The organism is Ferrimonas sp. SCSIO 43195, from assembly GCF_023716685.1.
GTDB lineage: Bacteria > Pseudomonadota > Gammaproteobacteria > Enterobacterales > Shewanellaceae > Ferrimonas > Ferrimonas kyonanensis.
Genome location: NZ_CP072679.1, coordinates 3,662,152 through 3,678,934 on the forward strand (window position 1 = coordinate 3,662,152; position 16,783 = coordinate 3,678,934).

General features: G+C 54.5%; 9 protein-coding genes and 7 tRNA genes. 12 read left to right on the forward strand and 4 right to left on the reverse strand.

Annotation, left to right across the window (positions count from 1 at the left end; all coding sequences use genetic code 11):
* Positions 1 to 100 precede the first annotated feature (100 nt).
* Positions 101 to 628: an endonuclease SmrB gene (smrB, locus tag J8Z22_RS16925; RefSeq protein ID WP_252007165.1), complete on the forward strand. Its 528-nt coding sequence runs from the start codon at positions 101 to 103 to the stop codon at positions 626 to 628.
* Here the strand turns inward: smrB and sixA are convergent.
* A complete protein-coding gene (gene sixA / locus J8Z22_RS16930) occupies positions 602 to 1,078 on the reverse strand; it encodes a phosphohistidine phosphatase SixA (protein ID WP_028114670.1) in 477 nt (158 codons plus the stop codon). The genes smrB and sixA overlap by 27 nt on opposite strands.
* 337 nt (positions 1,079 to 1,415) lie before the next feature.
* Between sixA and J8Z22_RS16935 the strand changes: the two genes are divergently transcribed.
* From J8Z22_RS16935 to J8Z22_RS16945, 3 genes are all read left to right on the forward strand, one after another.
* Positions 1,416 to 4,199 carry an insulinase family protein gene (locus tag J8Z22_RS16935; protein WP_252007166.1) on the forward strand — a complete coding sequence of 928 codons (2,784 nt, stop codon included), beginning with the start codon at positions 1,416 to 1,418 and terminating at the stop codon, positions 4,197 to 4,199.
* A 155-nt stretch (positions 4,200 to 4,354) separates the two neighbouring features.
* A complete protein-coding gene (locus J8Z22_RS16940) occupies positions 4,355 to 8,659 on the forward strand; it encodes an EAL domain-containing protein (RefSeq protein ID WP_035416340.1) in 4,305 nt (1,434 codons plus the stop codon).
* A gap of 94 nt (positions 8,660 to 8,753) precedes the next feature.
* Positions 8,754 to 9,908, forward strand: coding sequence for a hypothetical protein (locus J8Z22_RS16945; protein ID WP_252007167.1), 1,155 nt, complete (start codon positions 8,754 to 8,756; stop codon positions 9,906 to 9,908).
* Between the two features lie 226 nt (positions 9,909 to 10,134).
* Here J8Z22_RS16945 and J8Z22_RS16950 read toward each other — a convergent pair whose 3' ends face one another.
* The 3 genes from J8Z22_RS16950 to fadI form a co-directional block, all read right to left on the reverse strand.
* A complete protein-coding gene (locus tag J8Z22_RS16950; protein WP_028114673.1) occupies positions 10,135 to 10,326 on the reverse strand; it encodes a hypothetical protein in 192 nt (63 codons plus the stop codon).
* 113 nt (positions 10,327 to 10,439) lie between these two features.
* Positions 10,440 to 12,563: a fatty acid oxidation complex subunit alpha FadJ gene (gene fadJ, locus J8Z22_RS16955; protein WP_028114674.1), complete on the reverse strand. Its 2,124-nt coding sequence runs from the start codon at positions 12,561 to 12,563 to the stop codon at positions 10,440 to 10,442.
* Positions 12,563 to 13,873, reverse strand: coding sequence for an acetyl-CoA C-acyltransferase FadI (gene fadI, locus J8Z22_RS16960; protein WP_028114675.1), 1,311 nt, complete (start codon positions 13,871 to 13,873; stop codon positions 12,563 to 12,565). The genes fadJ and fadI overlap by 1 nt, the downstream gene beginning before the upstream one ends.
* Positions 13,874 to 14,269: 396 nt before the next feature.
* Here fadI and J8Z22_RS16965 point away from each other — a divergent pair.
* The 8 genes from J8Z22_RS16965 to J8Z22_RS17000 all read left to right on the forward strand — a co-directional run bounded on the left by J8Z22_RS16965 (position 14,270) and on the right by J8Z22_RS17000 (position 16,757).
* Positions 14,270 to 14,346, forward strand: a tRNA-Met gene (locus J8Z22_RS16965).
* 123 nt (positions 14,347 to 14,469) lie between these two features.
* Positions 14,470 to 14,545, forward strand: a tRNA-Asn gene (locus J8Z22_RS16970).
* 51 nt (positions 14,546 to 14,596) lie between these two features.
* Positions 14,597 to 14,673, forward strand: a tRNA-Met gene (locus J8Z22_RS16975).
* Between the two features lie 149 nt (positions 14,674 to 14,822).
* Positions 14,823 to 14,898: transfer RNA gene (locus J8Z22_RS16980), tRNA-Asn, on the forward strand.
* 51 nt (positions 14,899 to 14,949) lie between these two features.
* Positions 14,950 to 15,026 (forward strand) — tRNA-Met (locus tag J8Z22_RS16985).
* A 150-nt stretch (positions 15,027 to 15,176) separates the two neighbouring features.
* A tRNA-Asn gene (locus J8Z22_RS16990) sits at positions 15,177 to 15,252 on the forward strand.
* A gap of 51 nt (positions 15,253 to 15,303) precedes the next feature.
* A tRNA-Met gene (locus J8Z22_RS16995) sits at positions 15,304 to 15,380 on the forward strand.
* A 552-nt stretch (positions 15,381 to 15,932) separates the two neighbouring features.
* Positions 15,933 to 16,757: a pirin family protein gene (locus J8Z22_RS17000; RefSeq protein ID WP_252007168.1), complete on the forward strand. Its 825-nt coding sequence runs from the start codon at positions 15,933 to 15,935 to the stop codon at positions 16,755 to 16,757.
* Positions 16,758 to 16,783: the final 26 nt, after the last annotated feature.

A 16,783-nucleotide genomic window follows, 5' to 3' on the forward strand; every position in this document is an offset into this window, starting at 1 on the left:
TACTGCGCCACATTGTAAACCCTATCGTGTTAAAGATCTGATCTATCTGTTCCCTGCCCTGCATCGCTTTTGCCACGATGATTGGGTTAAAATGCCGTCCATGAGTAAAGACAATCCAAAAGGGTCGTTTGCCGAGATGATGTCGGGGGTCAAGCCCCTGAGTCAGGACAAACACCATCACCCCAAAGCCGCCCCGAAACGCATTCAGGTGGAGGAGAAGCAGCAGCGGCAGCTTGCCGACAACTACTTTTCTGATGAATTCCAACCGGCCATGCCCGACAGTGGTCCGGTCCGCTATCTGCGCCAGGGCGAAGACCCGTTCGAACTGAAAAAGCTGAGACGGGGCGATTACCCCCCGGAGATGATGCTGGATCTGCACGGCTACCGTGCACAGGAAGCCCGGTTTGAGTTAATCGCCTTGATTGAAGAGTGCAAAAAACACCACGTGCATTGTGCCTGCATTATGCATGGCATCGGCAGCGGTGTGCTCAAGCAGCAAATCCCAAGCTGGCTGGCCCAGCACCCGGAGGTGATCGGCTATCACCAGGCACCACTGGAGTGGGGAGGCAATGGCGCCTTACTGGTACTGGTGGATATCGGCTCAGAGGACGGCGGGCACCGTCGGTGACTGCAGAGCCAGCAAACGGCCACTGCCGTCACTGACCTCCACCGAGGCCACCGCGGCAGTGGCAAACAGCGGCGGCTCAATGCCGGCAACGAACTCGCGCAGTAGATAAGCCAGCAGGGGCATATGGGCCACCACCAGCACCGCATCGGTGGCACTCAGTTCGGCATGTGCCGCAATCACATCATGGCTCACGCCGGGATCGGCATTGGGCACCAGTTCATCCAGAGTGATCACCTCGACGTCCTCGGGCAGCGACGCTTGCAGACAGCGCCAACTTTGCTGGGCACGGACATAGGGGCTGACCAGCACCAACCGGCAGTCACCAAGCTCTCTGGCCAGTCGGGCCCCCATGTGCAGAACCTCTCTCTGACCGAGGTCGGTCAGGTTCCGCTGACTGTCTACCGTGGCGTCAAATCCGGCTTCGCCATGACGCATCAAATAAAAACGCATGCTAACCCCAAAAAGTCATCCATTCCGTCGGCTTAACCCGGCGGCTGTATCTTGCCGAAACGATCCGATTCGATGTTCTGGAAGCGGGCATTGTATAGAAAGCCCGCAGCAAAGTTAACCACCCTTCGGCAGGGCCGGCTATCGGAAAAAAGACATCACGTAACAAAGTGATATCTTTTGGTTTTCACCGCAAAAAAGGTTTAAGCTAACAAAAATCATACGTACGCAGCCAGCTTTAACTAGGCTTATAACTACCACAAAAAGCACCTAGATTGCCCAACGTTGTCTCCGGCGCAATACCCAAAGCTCGGCCGTACGCCTATAGGATTCAACATTGATGCCAGAACTGATCGTCAGCCCCAACGATAACAAAAAATACGCTCAGGTCACGCTAGACAATGGCTTAAGGGCCTTACTGATCGCCGATTCCACGGCCACCAAGTCCGCCGCCGCACTGGCCGTTAATGTCGGCCACTTCGACGATCCCGACGATCGGGAAGGAATGGCCCACTTCCTCGAGCACATGCTGTTTCTCGGCACCGAAAAGTTTCCCCACCCGGGAGAATACCAGCAGTTCATCAGCCAGAACGGCGGCAACCACAACGCCTGGACCGGGCCGGAGTTCACCAGCTACTTTTTCGACATCAACCACGACCGCTTTCAAGAGGGGTTATTGCGCTTCAGCCAGTTCTTTACCGCGCCGCTGTTCGATGCTCACCTGGCGGACAAAGAGCGCCAGTCGGTGGATTCTGAGTTTAAGATGAAACTGCGGGATGACGTGCGCCGCCTGTATCAGGTGCATAAACAGACCGTAAATCCGGCCCACCCCTTCAGTAAGTTCTCCGTCGGCAACCTGGACACCCTGGCGGATCGTAACCAGCGTCCGGTTCGGGAGGAGTTGCTGGAGTTCTACCGCACCCAGTATTCCGCCAACCTGATGACCCTGGTGTTGGTGAGCAATGCCGACCTCGAGCAGATGCAGGATTGGCTGCAGCAGTACTTCAGCGCCATCGTCAACCGGGACATTCACAAGTGCTACCCGGACATTCCGCTGTACACCGACAAAGAGATGAACATCGAGGTGCAGGCCACGCCCCTGAAAGCGCAGCGGCGACTCACGGTGACCTTTCCGCTTCCCGGAGTGGACAAATGGTATCACCTCAAACCACTGACTTTTTTAGCGCACATGTTGGGTTACGAAGGTCGGGGCAGCCTGCTATCACTGCTGAAACGTCAGGGACTGGCCACCAACCTGTCTGCCGGCGGCGGCATCAATGGCTACAACTTTAAAGACTTCAACATCAGCTTTCAGCTGACAGAGAAAGGGATTGGCGAACAAGACACCATCATCGGACTGATGTTTCAGTTCATCGAAGTGGTGCGCCAACAATGCCTCGAAGATTGGCGCTATGAAGAGCGCAAAACCCTGTTGGATTTGGCGTTCAAGTATCAGGAAGCCAATAAACCGCTGGATCTGGCCAGCCACCTGGCCATCAACCTGCAGCACTACCCCGCCGAGGACGTGATTTTTGGCGACTACCGCATGGACGCCCTGGATCATCAGCTGACCGCCTCACTGCTGGACACCATGGTGCCCGATCAGTTGCGGATTCAACTGGTATTGCCAGAGCTCGATACCGACCGGCACGCCAAGTGGTACAACACCCCCTATCGCATCACTCCGATCACCGCCGCTCGCCGGCAGCGCTGGGCCAGTGTCCCCCGCTCCCATGAGCTGGGGTTACCCGGCCCCAACCCCTACATCCTGAACAACATTCGACCTCGACAGGAGCAGCCGCAAAGCGCCGGTCCCGAAGTGGTTTTCAATCAACAGGGGTTTCGTCTCTGGCACTACAAAGACAATGAGTTCAATGTGCCCAAAGGCCACCTGTTTATCGCCCTGGACAGTGAACAAGCTCACCGCACCACACGAGCAGCGGCTCTGACCCGACTGTACATCGCCATGCTGCTGGACGATCTCAGCGAGCGAACCTATCCAGCTGAGATCGCCGGTATGTCCTATAACATCTACCCCCATCAGGGTGGGCTGACCCTGCACCTGACCGGCTTTACCGGCAAGCAGCAGGCACTGCTGACGCTGCTGTTGACCCAGGCCAGAAAGCGGAACTTTCTGCCCAGACGCTTCAATGACACCAAAGCCAGGCTGATGCGCAACTGGCATGCGGTTCGCAACGCCCGGCCTATCTCAAAGTTGTTTAACAGCCTCACCGCCACGCTGCAGCACCGCAGCTATGAGCCCCTGAGGCTGGCCGCCGGACTGGAAACCGTCACTCTGGAGGAGCTGCACGGTCACATCAGTAAAATCTATCAGCAGATCAACGTGGAAGCCTTCGTCTACGGAGACTGGTTGAAAGACGAAGCCGTGGCCCTGGCCCAGGACCTGAATCGCCAGCTGGCGCTGGTCAGCCAACCCGGAGAGGAGGTGGCCAGGGAGTTGGTGCGCATCGACAACAAGGGCACCATCCTCAGGGAACTGCCCGCCGAGCATCAGGACAGCGCCATATTGGTGTACTACCAATCCAGGCAGCACAGCACCGACAAGGCCGCCATGTTCAGCCTGCTCAACCACGCCATGTCATCGACCTTCTTCCACGAACTGCGAACCAAGCAACAACTGGGCTACATGGTCGGCACCAGTTACGTGCCGCTGAACCACTACCCGGGACTGATGTTCTACATTCAAAGTCCGGTTGCCAGCCCGCTGAAACTGATTGAAGCCATCGACCAGTTCATTGCCGATTTCAGCTACGCGCTGATGCAGATCACGCATGAACAGTGGCAAGCCACCAAACAGGGATTGATTCAACAGATTCTCGAGCCGGATGCCAACATCAATGCCAGGGCCCAGCGCCTGTGGACCAGCATCGGCAACCACGACTGCGACTTCGATCAGCGGCAGAGAATCGCCGACAAGATCGCCTTGCTGGAGCGCGCTGACATGATTCGCTTTATCGTCAATCGAATGAAAGCCAAGACCCCGGACAGGCTGATTCTCTTTAGTTGTGGCAACCAGCATCAGGATAACTCTCCCATTACCGGCTCCAGCAGCATCGAAGACCTGAATCAATTTAAATCGGAAGCCGGTCGCTTTTCTATGTAATCCGCTCTGTGATGCCGCTGTAATTCAACAGCTTAACCGCAGTATCTGCGGTTGCTGTCACCTCGTAACAGATGCTATTGTAAAATAGTTGTATACAGTGTTAGGCGGTCCAAATAGGGCCGTTTTCTATATCATAAGAACGTATAAATACAGATATGAAGCTAAAACTGGTCGTCGCCCTTATCCTATCCCTTGCCCTGAGTTCCATGGCGAGTATGGCGGCTTCATTGCAACCGGTCACCAAACTCCAGCACCTGTCGATGGCGAAAGGGCTGAGCCAGTCGGTGGTCACCGCCATTACCCAAGACAACCAGGGCATGATGTGGTTTGCCACTCTCGATGGCCTAAACCGCTTCGATGGCAACGAATTCAAGGTGTTCCGTCATGAGGAGGGCAATCCCAACAGCCTCAGCTCCAACACCATTCACGACCTGGTGTACGTCGCCAAGCAGAACGCGCTCTACATCGCGACCCAAACCGCCATCAGCCGCTATGACATCACCTCTCAGCAATTTTCCACCATCGACATTCCCTCGGGGCTGACCACCAATCACCTGACACTGTACAAAAACCACATCTGGCTCTCCAACACTCAGGGACTGTTTTCACTGAACATCCACTCCGGCGTCATCGAGCAACTCAGCGCCGGCGAAGCGATCAAAAAAAGCCTCCCCGGAAAAACGCTGAACCTGGCCCTGACCGCCTCCGGCCAGGTCAAATCGAATCAACCGGGCGGCAACGAGCAATGGACGCCGCTGACGGATGGCAACTTAAACGTTATCGACATCGATCGCGCCATCAATGAGTGGTTCCTGTTAACCGCCAACCAGGTTTTCAGCTTAAGCCGCAGTGGCGAATTAACGGAAATATTGACTGGCGAACAGTTTGAAAAGCTGGATTACAACGAGCGGGAAAGCACGCTGCGGGTAGTCTCAGAAACCGGAATCATCGCCGTTGACACCTCAGAACACCCTTACAAGATCCGCCAGTTTCACACCGAGGATAACAACAAACCCATCATTAGCCTGTTCACCGATTCAGGCAATAACTTCTGGTTTGGCACCAATGGCAACGGCCTGTTCAGAAAGAGTAATCAACAGAAAGTGGTTGAAAAGTTTGCCAATGACAATGGCAATGACGTCTGGGGGGCTCACCAGTTTGGCCAGGAGTTGGTGGTTCTGGAAGATGACCCCGAGGTTCACTTCTATAATGAGCAGTTTGAGCAAACCCGCAGCCTCAACACCGCCATTGCCGGCCCCAAAACCGTGGCCACCTTTGGCGACAAACTGCTGATCAGTGGTCGCCAGACCCTGGTCATTGTCGATGCCAACTTCAATACCACCACCCTGAAGCACGATGCCACCTTCAGCTGCATCATTCCTGATATCTATCAGGGCAAGGTGTACCTTGGTACCGTGGATCACGGCTTGATGATGCTCAACCTCAACAGCCCCTCCCCGGCCATTGTTCCGGCTCCGCTGGATGAGCAGTTTAAACACCCCATTCTCAATGGCGCAGTCACCAAAAGCAGCCTGGTGATCGGTACTCAGAATGGCGTCATTCAACTGGTGAAACTGGACGACGAACTGATTCGAAATGGCGAATTCCTCAAGGGACGCATCATCTCCGGCACCAAAATCGCCAATGGCCAGATCTACGCTCAAGCACTGGATACCGGTATGTTTGAGATAAACAGCAGCGGCCACATCGAACAGTTCAGTAAACTGAACAAGAGCGTGGCCTACTCCTTTGAAGTCACTCCGGAACGCATCATCAGTGCCACCTCCGGCGGCCTGGTGGTGGTCGATCGCAGCAGTGGCGACACCGTCAACATCTACGATACCAAGCTCGGAGCCCTGTCCGAGTTTAACGGCATGGCCAGCGGTAAATTCAATGACAAGTTGGTCTTTGGTGGCAGCGGCGGACTGAACCTGGTCTCCGACATCGACAAAACCCAGCAGCGGGCGACCGCTCCGGTAATCACCTCGTTTCGAATCTTCAACCGAGAAGTGCCGGTGAGTGAGAAGTTGAGCAAGAACATTTTGGTGGCCAAATCCATCACCCTGAAAAGCAGCGATTACCCATTCTCTTTCGGCTTTTCCTCGCCCACAGAGGCATTGGATTACAACATCTCCTACCTGTACCGACTCCATGGCCTGGATGACAACTGGCTGGAAACCGCCAACAACTCCCGCATCGCCACCTACACCAACGTGCCCTACGGCGAGTACCGGTTCGAGATAAAAAGCACCAATGGCCTCGGTCACGACAGCCCGGTTCGCAGTCTTGAGGTCACCATTCTTCCCCCATGGTGGTTGTCGACCTCGGCCAAGGCAATCTACGCCATGGTACTGATGGCCATCATCTACCTGGCCTTCCGCTCCATTCAGCAGCGACGTCGGGTTCAGGCGCGCATCGCTCAGAGTGAGGAGCGCCTCAAGCTGTCTCTGTGGGGCAGTGGCGATGAGATGTGGGACTGGGACATCGATTCCGGACGGATATACCGCTCCAACATCTGGGGCACCCTGGACTTTCCTCAAGATGGTCAACGCAGCACCCCCACCGACAACGGCAACATCCACCCCAATGATCGGGAGCGTGTCCGCGCCGCCCTTGAAGCCCACTTCCGTGGCGACATCGATCATTTTGAGGCGACCTACCGGGTTCGAGACAAACAGCACAACTGGATCTGGATCCTCGACCGGGCCAAGATTGTCGAACGTGACGGTGACGATCAACCATCGCGAATGACCGGAACCATTAAAGACATCAGTAAAATCAAGGAAGCGGAAGAGCGCCTGACCATCTTTGCCCGCGCCCTGACCAACATCTCCGAAGGTATGTTCATTCTGGATGCCAATTTCAACTACCTGGAGCTGAACGACAGTGGCTGTCAAATCCTGGGTCACAAACGCCAGGCACTGATTGGCACTCCGCTGTCACTGGGGGATCTGGACACCGATTACTTCCAGGAAATCTCCAACATCGTCAAGATTCAGGGCAACTGGGCCAGCGAACTTGAGCACCGCCGCCCGGATGGCCGAAAAATCCATCTGGATGTGGTGATCGATCTGATCAAGGCCGAAGACAACCACCCCAGCTATTTTGTCGGCATCCTTACCGACATTACCCACCGCAAACAAAATGAGGTGGAGCTGCGGCGGCTGACCAACAACGACGTGCTGACCGGACTGCCAAACCGCACTTACCTGCACATCAGCCTGGACGCCCGCATCAAGCGTCAAAGCGAACACTGCCTGTTTGTGTTTGATCTGGATAACTTTAAGCGCATCAATGAAACCCTGGGCCACGATGTGGGAGACAGCTTGTTGTGTCATGTGGCCAACCGCCTCAACAGCAAACTGCCCAACGACTGCGAACTCTACCGCCTCGGCGGCGACGAGTTTGCCGTCATCGCCGACAGCACCTCGTCGGTGAAGAATGCCAGTAAGATCGCCAAGCGGATCCTGACCACCTTTGAACAACCCTATCTGGTAGACGAAGAGGAGATCGTCGTCAAAGCCAGCATCGGCATCGTCAGCTACCCCGAGGATGACGTCGAGCCTCATGCACTGCTGAGAAAAGCCGATCTGGCGATGTACCACGCCAAGAGTCAGGGAGGGCAGCGTTTCCAGTTCTTCAACGACTTTATGAATCAGGACGCCATTAAGCGCTTCGAGGTCGAAAGCATGATTCGCCAGGCCCTGAAGGAGCACTGGTTTGAATTGCATTATCAACCCAAAATGGCCCTCGGTTCCGACTCCATCTTTGGCATGGAAGCACTGGTTCGCCTCAACCACCCCAGCAAGGGTCTGCTGTTCCCCGACCAGTTCATCGACCTGGCGGAGGAGACTGGCCTGATTATCGACATCGATAACTGGGTCTTAAAGCAAGCCTGCCTCACCGCCGAGCAATGGCGGAAAAAAGGCCTGCTGCGGGGCCGAATGGCGGTGAACCTCTCCAGCCAGCAATTTAGCTCTCCCGGGCTGTGCAAGCGCATTCAAGCGATTCTGGACGAGACCGGCCTGCCCGCCCACAACCTGGAACTGGAGATCACCGAAGGCACCGTCATCGAGCGGCCAGAAGCAGCCATTCAGATTATGAAAGACCTCAACCGAATGCAGATTCATCTGGCACTGGATGATTTCGGCACTGGATACTCTTCATTGTCTTACCTGAAGCGGTTCCCGATTCATACGTTAAAAATCGACAAATCCTTTATCGATGACATCGCCACTTCCGATCGCGACATGAAAATGGTCGACTCCATCATTACCATCGCCCACAACATGAACTTGCAAGTGGTGGCAGAAGGGATTGAAGAGCAATCGCAACTTACTGTTTTAAAGGCTCTTAAGTGTGAATTAATTCAAGGCTACCATTTCAGTAAACCGCTAAAAGAAAGTCATATAGAACAAAAGCTTAAAAATGAGAAATCCAAAATCTCTTTGAAAAGCTAGGAAATTTACCACAAAACAACATTGGCACAACCATTGCTAAACCCTTGCTGTCTATTTTTAACATTCAGCAAGGGCAACCACTATGACTACAGCAATGAAGCTTCTGTTATCCACCTTCGTTACTGCTACCTCTTTCTACGGTGTCGCATCCATCAGCCATACCCCTGAGCAGGCCAACGCGCTGCAACAGATCGCCGGAAGCGTGCCATGGATAAAGTTGTCCGAGCAAAACCAGCAGGTCGCGGGCAGCGTTCCCTGGATCAAGTTATCCGAAACCACCAACAAGCTGGCCGGCTCGGTGCCATGGATCAAGCTGTCCGAGCAAAACCAACAAGTCGCCGGCTCGGTGCCGTGGATCAAGCTGTCCGAGCAAAACCAGCAAGTCGCCGGCTCGGTGCCGTGGATCAAGCTGTCTGAGCAGAACCAGCAAGTCGCCGGTTCGGTGCCATGGATCAAGCTGTCTGAGCAAAACCAGCAAGTCGCCGGCTCGGTGCCGTGGATCAAGCTGTCTGATCAAAACCAGCAACTGGCCGGCTCAGTGCCGTGGATCAAGCTGTCCGAGCAAAACCAGCAAATCGCCGGCTCAGTGCCGTGGATCAAGCTGTCTGAGCAGAACCAGCAAGTCGCCGGTTCGGTGCCATGGATCAAGCTGTCTGAGCAAAACCAGCAAGTCGCCGGTTCGGTGCCATGGATCAAGCTGTCTGAGCAGAACCAGCAAGTCGCCGGTTCGGTGCCATGGATCAAGCTGTCTGAGCAGAACCAGCAAGTCGCCGGTTCGGTGCCATGGATCAAGCTGTCTGAGCAAAACCAGCAAGTCGCCGGCTCAGTGCCATGGATCAAGCTGTCTGAGCAGAACCAGCAAGTCGCCGGTTCGGTGCCATGGATCAAGCTGTCTGAGCAAAACCAGCAAGTCGCCGGTTCGGTGCCATGGATCAAGCTGTCTGAGCAGAACCAGCAAGTCGCCGGTTCGGTGCCATGGATCAAGCTGTCTGAGCAAAACCAGCAAGTCGCCGGTTCGGTGCCATGGATCAAGCTGTCTGAGCAGAACCAGCAAGTCGCCGGCTCGGTGCCATGGATCAAGCTGTCTGAGCAGAACCAGCAAGTCGCCGGTTCGGTGCCGTGGATCAAGCTGTCCGAGCAGAACCAGCAAGTCGCCGGTTCGGTGCCATGGATCAAGCTGTCTGAGCAGAACCAGCAAGTCGCCGGCTCGGTGCCATGGATCAAGCTGTCTGAATCAACAACCGCCTAACTCAAACCAGGCGTTGATATTCACCCTGTATAGAAGGAGCACGCATCATGATCAAAATGATAGCCACACTATTTAGGGCCACACTGATTCGTAAGCCTCGCAAACGAATCAACGCTGAATTGGATATCAGAGAAGTACCGGCAGGGAGCTGGTGGTCGTAAATTGACAGGTCATCGCCACAAGGTGGCAACCATAAGACCTTTACTCTAGGAGCCTTCGGGCTCCTTTATATTTTCCAGATAACGTTGCCCTGGCCACGGCATTGCAGCATGGCCATGCGGCGATGTACCTGAAACAGAGGCCAGACTAAAGGGCCGCACAGCAAGCCGGCAACAGCCCAGGTTTTTGGCGCCAGGCCGTTTTTCAAGGCTTCGGCATAAAAGAACAGAGCACTTGCGAATGCCAGTATCAACCACATCACGTTTCTTCTCACTACCGCGCCACACCAACAAGCCGAGCATTATATAGTCAGCTCAAAAACTGTCCAATAAAAAAGGCGGCTTGCGCCGCCTCTTATTGAACCCCGATCACTTAGTCGTAAAAATGGCGCCCCTCTTCGGCCATCTTCACCAGATACTCACTGGGAGCAAACCGATCGCCAAACTTGCTCTGGTAGCCCTGCAGTATCTCAACCAGGCGCTTTTGCCCCAGCGAGTCGATATAGCGGAACGGCCCCCCCAGGAACGGCGGAAAACCGATGCCAAAGATGGCACCAATATCACCGTCTCGTGCGGACGCGATGATGCCCTCATCCAGGCAGCGAACCGCTTCGTTCAGCATATGCACCACACAGCGCTCAGACATCTCAGAGTCCGACAGGCGCCCCTGAGGAGTAATGCCTAACACCTTGTATACGCTCTCATCGACGGGCTTAGGCCCCTTTTTCTTACCATTAAACTGGTAGAAACCCTTACCATTCTTGCGACCTTTACGGTCATCCGCCAAAAGTTTGGCGAAAGCCGGTGGGGCCGCGAACCGAGATCCCAATTCCGCCTCTAAAATCGGCGAAATTTTGGCGCCCACATCGATACCTACCTCATCCAAAAGTGTAACTGGACCGACAGGAAAACCGAATTTAACCAGTGCCTTATCTAACTTTTCAATGGGTTCACCCTCTAAAACCAGGGTGGCAGCCTCATTCATATAGGGGGCTAAAATACGATTTACATAGAACCCGGCACAATCTTGAACCACAATGGGTGTTTTACCCTGTTTCTTAGCGAAAGCGACCGTGGTAGCAATGGTCTGAGCAGAAGTGGACTTATGAGCGATAACTTCCGCCAGTGGCATCTTTTCCACCGGTGAGAAATAGTGCAGACCGATGACGTTTTCTGGTCGCTGAGCCGCCTGGGCGATCTGTCCAATGGGCAGCGAAGAGGTATTGGTGGCAAAAATGGTACTGTCTGAGCAATGCGCCTCAACGTCTTTCACCATCTGATGCTTCAGCCCCAGATCTTCAAACACCGCCTCTACCACAATGTCGACATCTTTAATGCCCTGATAATCGGTGGTACCGGTCATCATCGCCATCGCCTTATCCCGTTCGGCCTCGGTGATATGACGGCGTTTTACTTTCTTATCCAACTGCTTCCAGGTTGACCCCAGTGCCATGGAGATCCCTTGATGGGAGATGTCTTTGATCCGCACAGGCACCTTAGCCTTGATGGCGGTGACATTGGCAATACCGCCGCCCATCAACCCGCCCCCAAGTACCATGGCGCGTTCAATCTTCTCTGGCTTGACGTCGCCGGCACCGGTTTCCTTCTTCATTTCTGTGGTCGCAAAGAAGATCGACCGCAACGCCGCAGATTCCGGCGACATCACCAGATCCGCAAAGTGACGCGCTTCCAGTTTCAGTCCCGACTCCAGATCCTTGGTCGACGCTTTGACGCACTCGATGATCTTTGCCGGTGCCGGGTAGTTGCCCTGAGTCTTGGCCATCACCGTCTTCAATGCCTGATCGAAGATCACGTTACGCCCGACCGGTGTCGCCTCCAGCAGTTTCTCTACCCCTTTCAATTTCGGTTTAGCCGCTTTGCGTTTGCCTTTACCGATCCATTTCTTGGCAGCACTGAGCAACACCGTGTTTGGCACCATCTCATCGGCGACGCCCAACTTGACCGCCTGCTTAGCGCGAAGTTGCTTACCGGTCAGCATCATGTCCAGCGACTTAGCGATGCCCACCAGCTTAGGCAGCCGCTGGGTGCCACCGCCACCAGGCAAGATGCCCAACTGCACTTCCGGCAATCCCAGCACCGTTTTGGCGTGGTTACTGATCACCCGGTAATCGCAGGCCAGCGCCAACTCCAAGCCCCCTCCCAAACAGGGGCCATGAATGGCGGCGACCACAGGCAAAGGCAGCCGCGATAACTCGTTGAGCAACTTGTGTCCATCCCGGGACAGGGTGTAGACATCCTCAGCGGTCTGGCAGTCTGCCAACATATTGATGTCTGCGCCGGCGATAAAAGAATCCGGCTTGCCAGACGTAAACACGATCCCGAGCAGATCGCTGCGGCTTTTGATGAAATCCAGTACCTGTCGCACCTCTTCACCAAACTCGCTGCGTAAGGTGTTCATGGTTTCGCCGGGCACATCCATGGTAATGACGGCGATCTTGTCATTGCCGACTTCTACCTGAAAGCTATCTGTCTTCATTACTCTACCTCCAGAACCATTGCTGCGCCCAGACCACCGGCGGCACACGCGGTGGTTAGCCCCACGCCACCACCACGACGTTTTAATTCATTACACATCTGAGTGATCAACCGTGCACCGGTTGCCGCAAAGGGGTGACCGTAAGCCAGAGAGCCACCCATCACATTGAATTTATCCATGTCGATGTCGCCAATGGCAGCGCTGCGGCCCAACTTTTCCTCGGCAAAACGTTTGGATTCAAACATCTTCATATTGGCCAGTGCCTGAGCCGCAAACGCCTCGTGCATCTCGATCAGATCCAGGTCGGCAAGGGTCATACCGGCACGGTCCAGGGCCAACGGAGTGGCATAAGAGGGCCCCATCAACATGTCGTCAAACACATCGATGGCGGCAAAGCCCCAACTGCGGATGTAACCGATCGGCTCGTAGCCCAGCGCCTTGGCCTTGGACTCCGGCATCATAATCAGCGCCGAGGCGCCATCGGTCAGCGGGGTGGAGTTAGCGGCCGTTACCGAGCCGTGCTTGCGATCAAACACCGGCTTCAGGGTACTCAGCTTCTCGATTTTGGCATCACCCCGGACGTTGTTGTCCTCACTGATAAAGCCCTTATAAGGGGGGACATGGCAGGTCATGACCTCGTTAGCCATCACACCGGACTTCCAGTTTTTGGCCGCCAGGTGATGAGAGCGAATGGCCATGGCGTCCTGGTCGGCGCGGCTGATTTGATGGGTCTTGGCCATCTGTTCGGCGGTTTGTCCCATGGAGATGCCGGTGGAGTACTCGGCCACCGCCGGTGGAACCGGCGCCAGATCCTTGAGCCCCAGACGGCGGAAGATGGCAATGCGCTGCCCGAGGGTTCGGGCCTTGGTCAGATCCACCAGCGCACGGGCGAGCTTGGTTGACACCGTGATTGGCAATACTGAGCTGGAGTCGGAACCACCGGCGATGCCCACATCCACCGTGCCCGCCATAATCGATTCGGCAATGTTCACCGTCGATTGGAAGGAAGTGGCACAGGCCCGGGTCACGCTGTAGGCATCGGTATGGACGTTCATCCCGGTTCCCAGAACGATCTCACGGGCAATGTTCGGCGCTTTTGGCATCTGGATAACCTGGCCATAGACCAGTTGATCCACACTCTGTGGATCCAAGTCGTATCGGGACATCAATTCCGATACCACCATCTTACCCATGTCTAACGCCGATACACCGTGAAACGCCGTCGCCTGGCGGGCAAAAGGCGTTCTTAGTCCCGCAACTATGGCAATCCGGTCTCCACTTCGGGTTGTGACCTCTTGTCTTTTATTCATCGTTTGTCCTCTCGATGTACCCTGTTCAACCCCAACGCCGGAACCCCATCCCAGCAAGGTCTGACCAGTAAAGTGTGATCCGATTCTAACTTTTAATGGCGAAGTTTCAAACAGCCATATTGAACAAACACTCTAACCAACCACTAAATCCCTCTAATTCAGCCCATTAACCCTGTTAGTCTACCGCGAGAACTAGTAGGTGTTTATGAGACTCTGTTTGACTTCGACGATCACCTAAATCCGGCCACGACTCGCTATTTGATTCGCCTGTGAGCCATTTTTCACCACTCGCGTATACAAACAGGCCCAGGTGTCGCATAAATCGTCACACGAACCAAAAATAGTGAAATAGTGCTTGAGCTACTCGCTCAATTCGCTATAGTGCATGGCCTCGGTCGCGGGGTGGAGCAGCTTGGTAGCTCGTCGGGCTCATAACCCGAAGGTCGTCAGTTCAAATCTGGCCCCCGCAACCAATTTATACCTCTGGAGAGAGTTAAAACACTCAACAATTCGATTCCCCTTTAGTTCAGTCGGCACAACACCGCGTGGACTGGGATAGAAGCTCCGGAGGGAGTGAAATCACTCAACAATTCGATTCCCCTTTAGTTCAGTCGGTAGAACGGTGGACTGTTAATCCATATGTCGCTGGTTCAAGTCCAGCAAGGGGAGCCACATTACAGGGTGGTGTTGATAATCATCAACGGCAGCCTTAAAAGTTTCGGTCGCGGGGTGGAGCAGCCTGGTAGCTCGTCGGGCTCATAACCCGAAGGTCGTCAGTTCAAATCTGGCCCCCGCAACCAACTTATTGCTCTGGAGAGAGTTAAAACACTTATTACTCCGGAGGGAGTGAAAGCACTCAACAATTCGATTCCCCTTTAGTTCAGTCGGAATAACACCGCGTGGACTGGGATAGAGACTCCGGAGGGAGTGAAAGCACTCACAATTCGATTCCCCTTTAGTTCAGTCGGTAGAACGGTGGACTGTTAATCCATATGTCGCTGGTTCAAGTCCAGCAAGGGGAGCCACATTACAGGGTGGTGTTGATAATCATCAACGGCAGCCTTAAAAGTTTCGGTCGCGGGGTGGAGCAGCCTGGTAGCTCGTCGGGCTCATAACCCGAAGGTCGTCAGTTCAAATCTGGCCCCCGCAACCAACTTATTGCTCTGGAGAGAGTTAAAACACTTATTACTCCGGAGGGAGTGAAAGCACTCAACAATTCGATTCCCCTTTAGTTCAGTCGGAATAACACCGCGTGGACTGGGATAGAAGCTCCGGAGGGAGTGAAAGCACTCAATACATCGATTCCCCTTTAGTTCAGTCGGTAGAACGGTGGACTGTTAATCCATATGTCGCTGGTTCAAGTCCAGCAAGGGGAGCCACATTACAGGGTGGTGTTGATAATCATCAACGGCAGCCTTAAAAGTTTCGGTCGCGGGGTGGAGCAGCCTGGTAGCTCGTCGGGCTCATAACCCGAAGGTCGTCAGTTCAAATCTGGCCCCCGCAACCAACTTATAATGAAGCTCTAGCCGCAAGGCTGGAGCTTTTTTATTGCGGCAAAAAAACGGCCACACCGCGTCAATGCTGTGGGCTGTTGGTCATAACCCTCAGGCCATCACAGCGACGGCTGCCGGTTTAATCAGGCCCCCGCAACCAACTTATACAAAAAGCCTGATTCGAAAGAGTCAGGCTTTTTTGTTGTCTTCGCAAAAACTCTGTGCTTCGCATTAGTACCGTGGCCTGTTTGTCATAACCCTCAGGTCATCACAGCGACGGCTGCCGGTTTAATCAGGCCCCGCAACCAACTTATAATGAAGCTCTAGCCGCAAGGCTGGAGCTTTTTTATTGCGGCAAAAAAACAGCCACACCGCGTCAATGCTGTGGGCTGTTGGTCATAACCCTCAGGCCATCACAGCGACGGCTGCCGGTTCAGATGGGTACCGACGCCACTCAGTGAACCGCTCATCCTTTCGATTTAGCTGGTTATTAACCGCTATTTTATGCAATTTTCGTTCGATTAAACTGAGTCCATACTGGCTCCATGACATTACGGAGACTCAGTATGACCATTCGACCACTCATTCACATCGAAGCCTCGCGTCCGACTCAGGACGGCGATGGCGTCACCATCCAGCGCATCGCCGGCTTTAAAAACCCGCTGATGGATCCCTTTTTAATGCTCGACGAACTCAAAGGCGATCAATCCCGAGATTACGTCGGCGGCTTCCCTTCCCACCCGCATCGTGGCATCGAAACCCTGACCTACATGAAGAACGGGCATTTTTTGCATCAAGACCACCTTGGCAACCGGGGGGAACTCACCGATGGCGGGGCACAGTGGATGAGTGCCGGCCGGGGTGTCATTCACTCGGAGATGCCCATCATGACCCAGGGGCAGTTGCATGGCTTCCAGCTATGGCTCAATCTGCCGGCGAAGAAAAAGATGCAAGCTGCGGACTATCAGGATTTTCAAAAAGAGACCATTCCCGACATCGAGCTGACTCAGGGCAGCAGCATGAGACTGATCAGCGGCACCTATTCCGGCCAGCGCGGCCCTTTGGTGCGCCAGGCCGTTCCCATGTTAATCGCCGATCTCAGTCTCAACGGCGAACAGCAACTCAGTATTCCCAGCACCATGCAGGTCATGGCCTACCTGTACCAGGGCAGCGTGACCACCGACAAGCGCTCAGTCGGTGCAGGCCATATGCTCTATTTTGGCGAAGGCAATACGGTACAATTGAGTACCGACGAGGATGCCAGACTGCTGTTGCTGGCCGGAGAGCCGATTCGGGAACCCATCGTGCACTGGGGGCCGTTTGTGATGAATAGCCAACAGCAGATCGATACCGCCATTCGTCAATATCAGCAGGGTACCCTGACCGACTGACCTCCGTCCTGGTCTGTGCAGGAAAC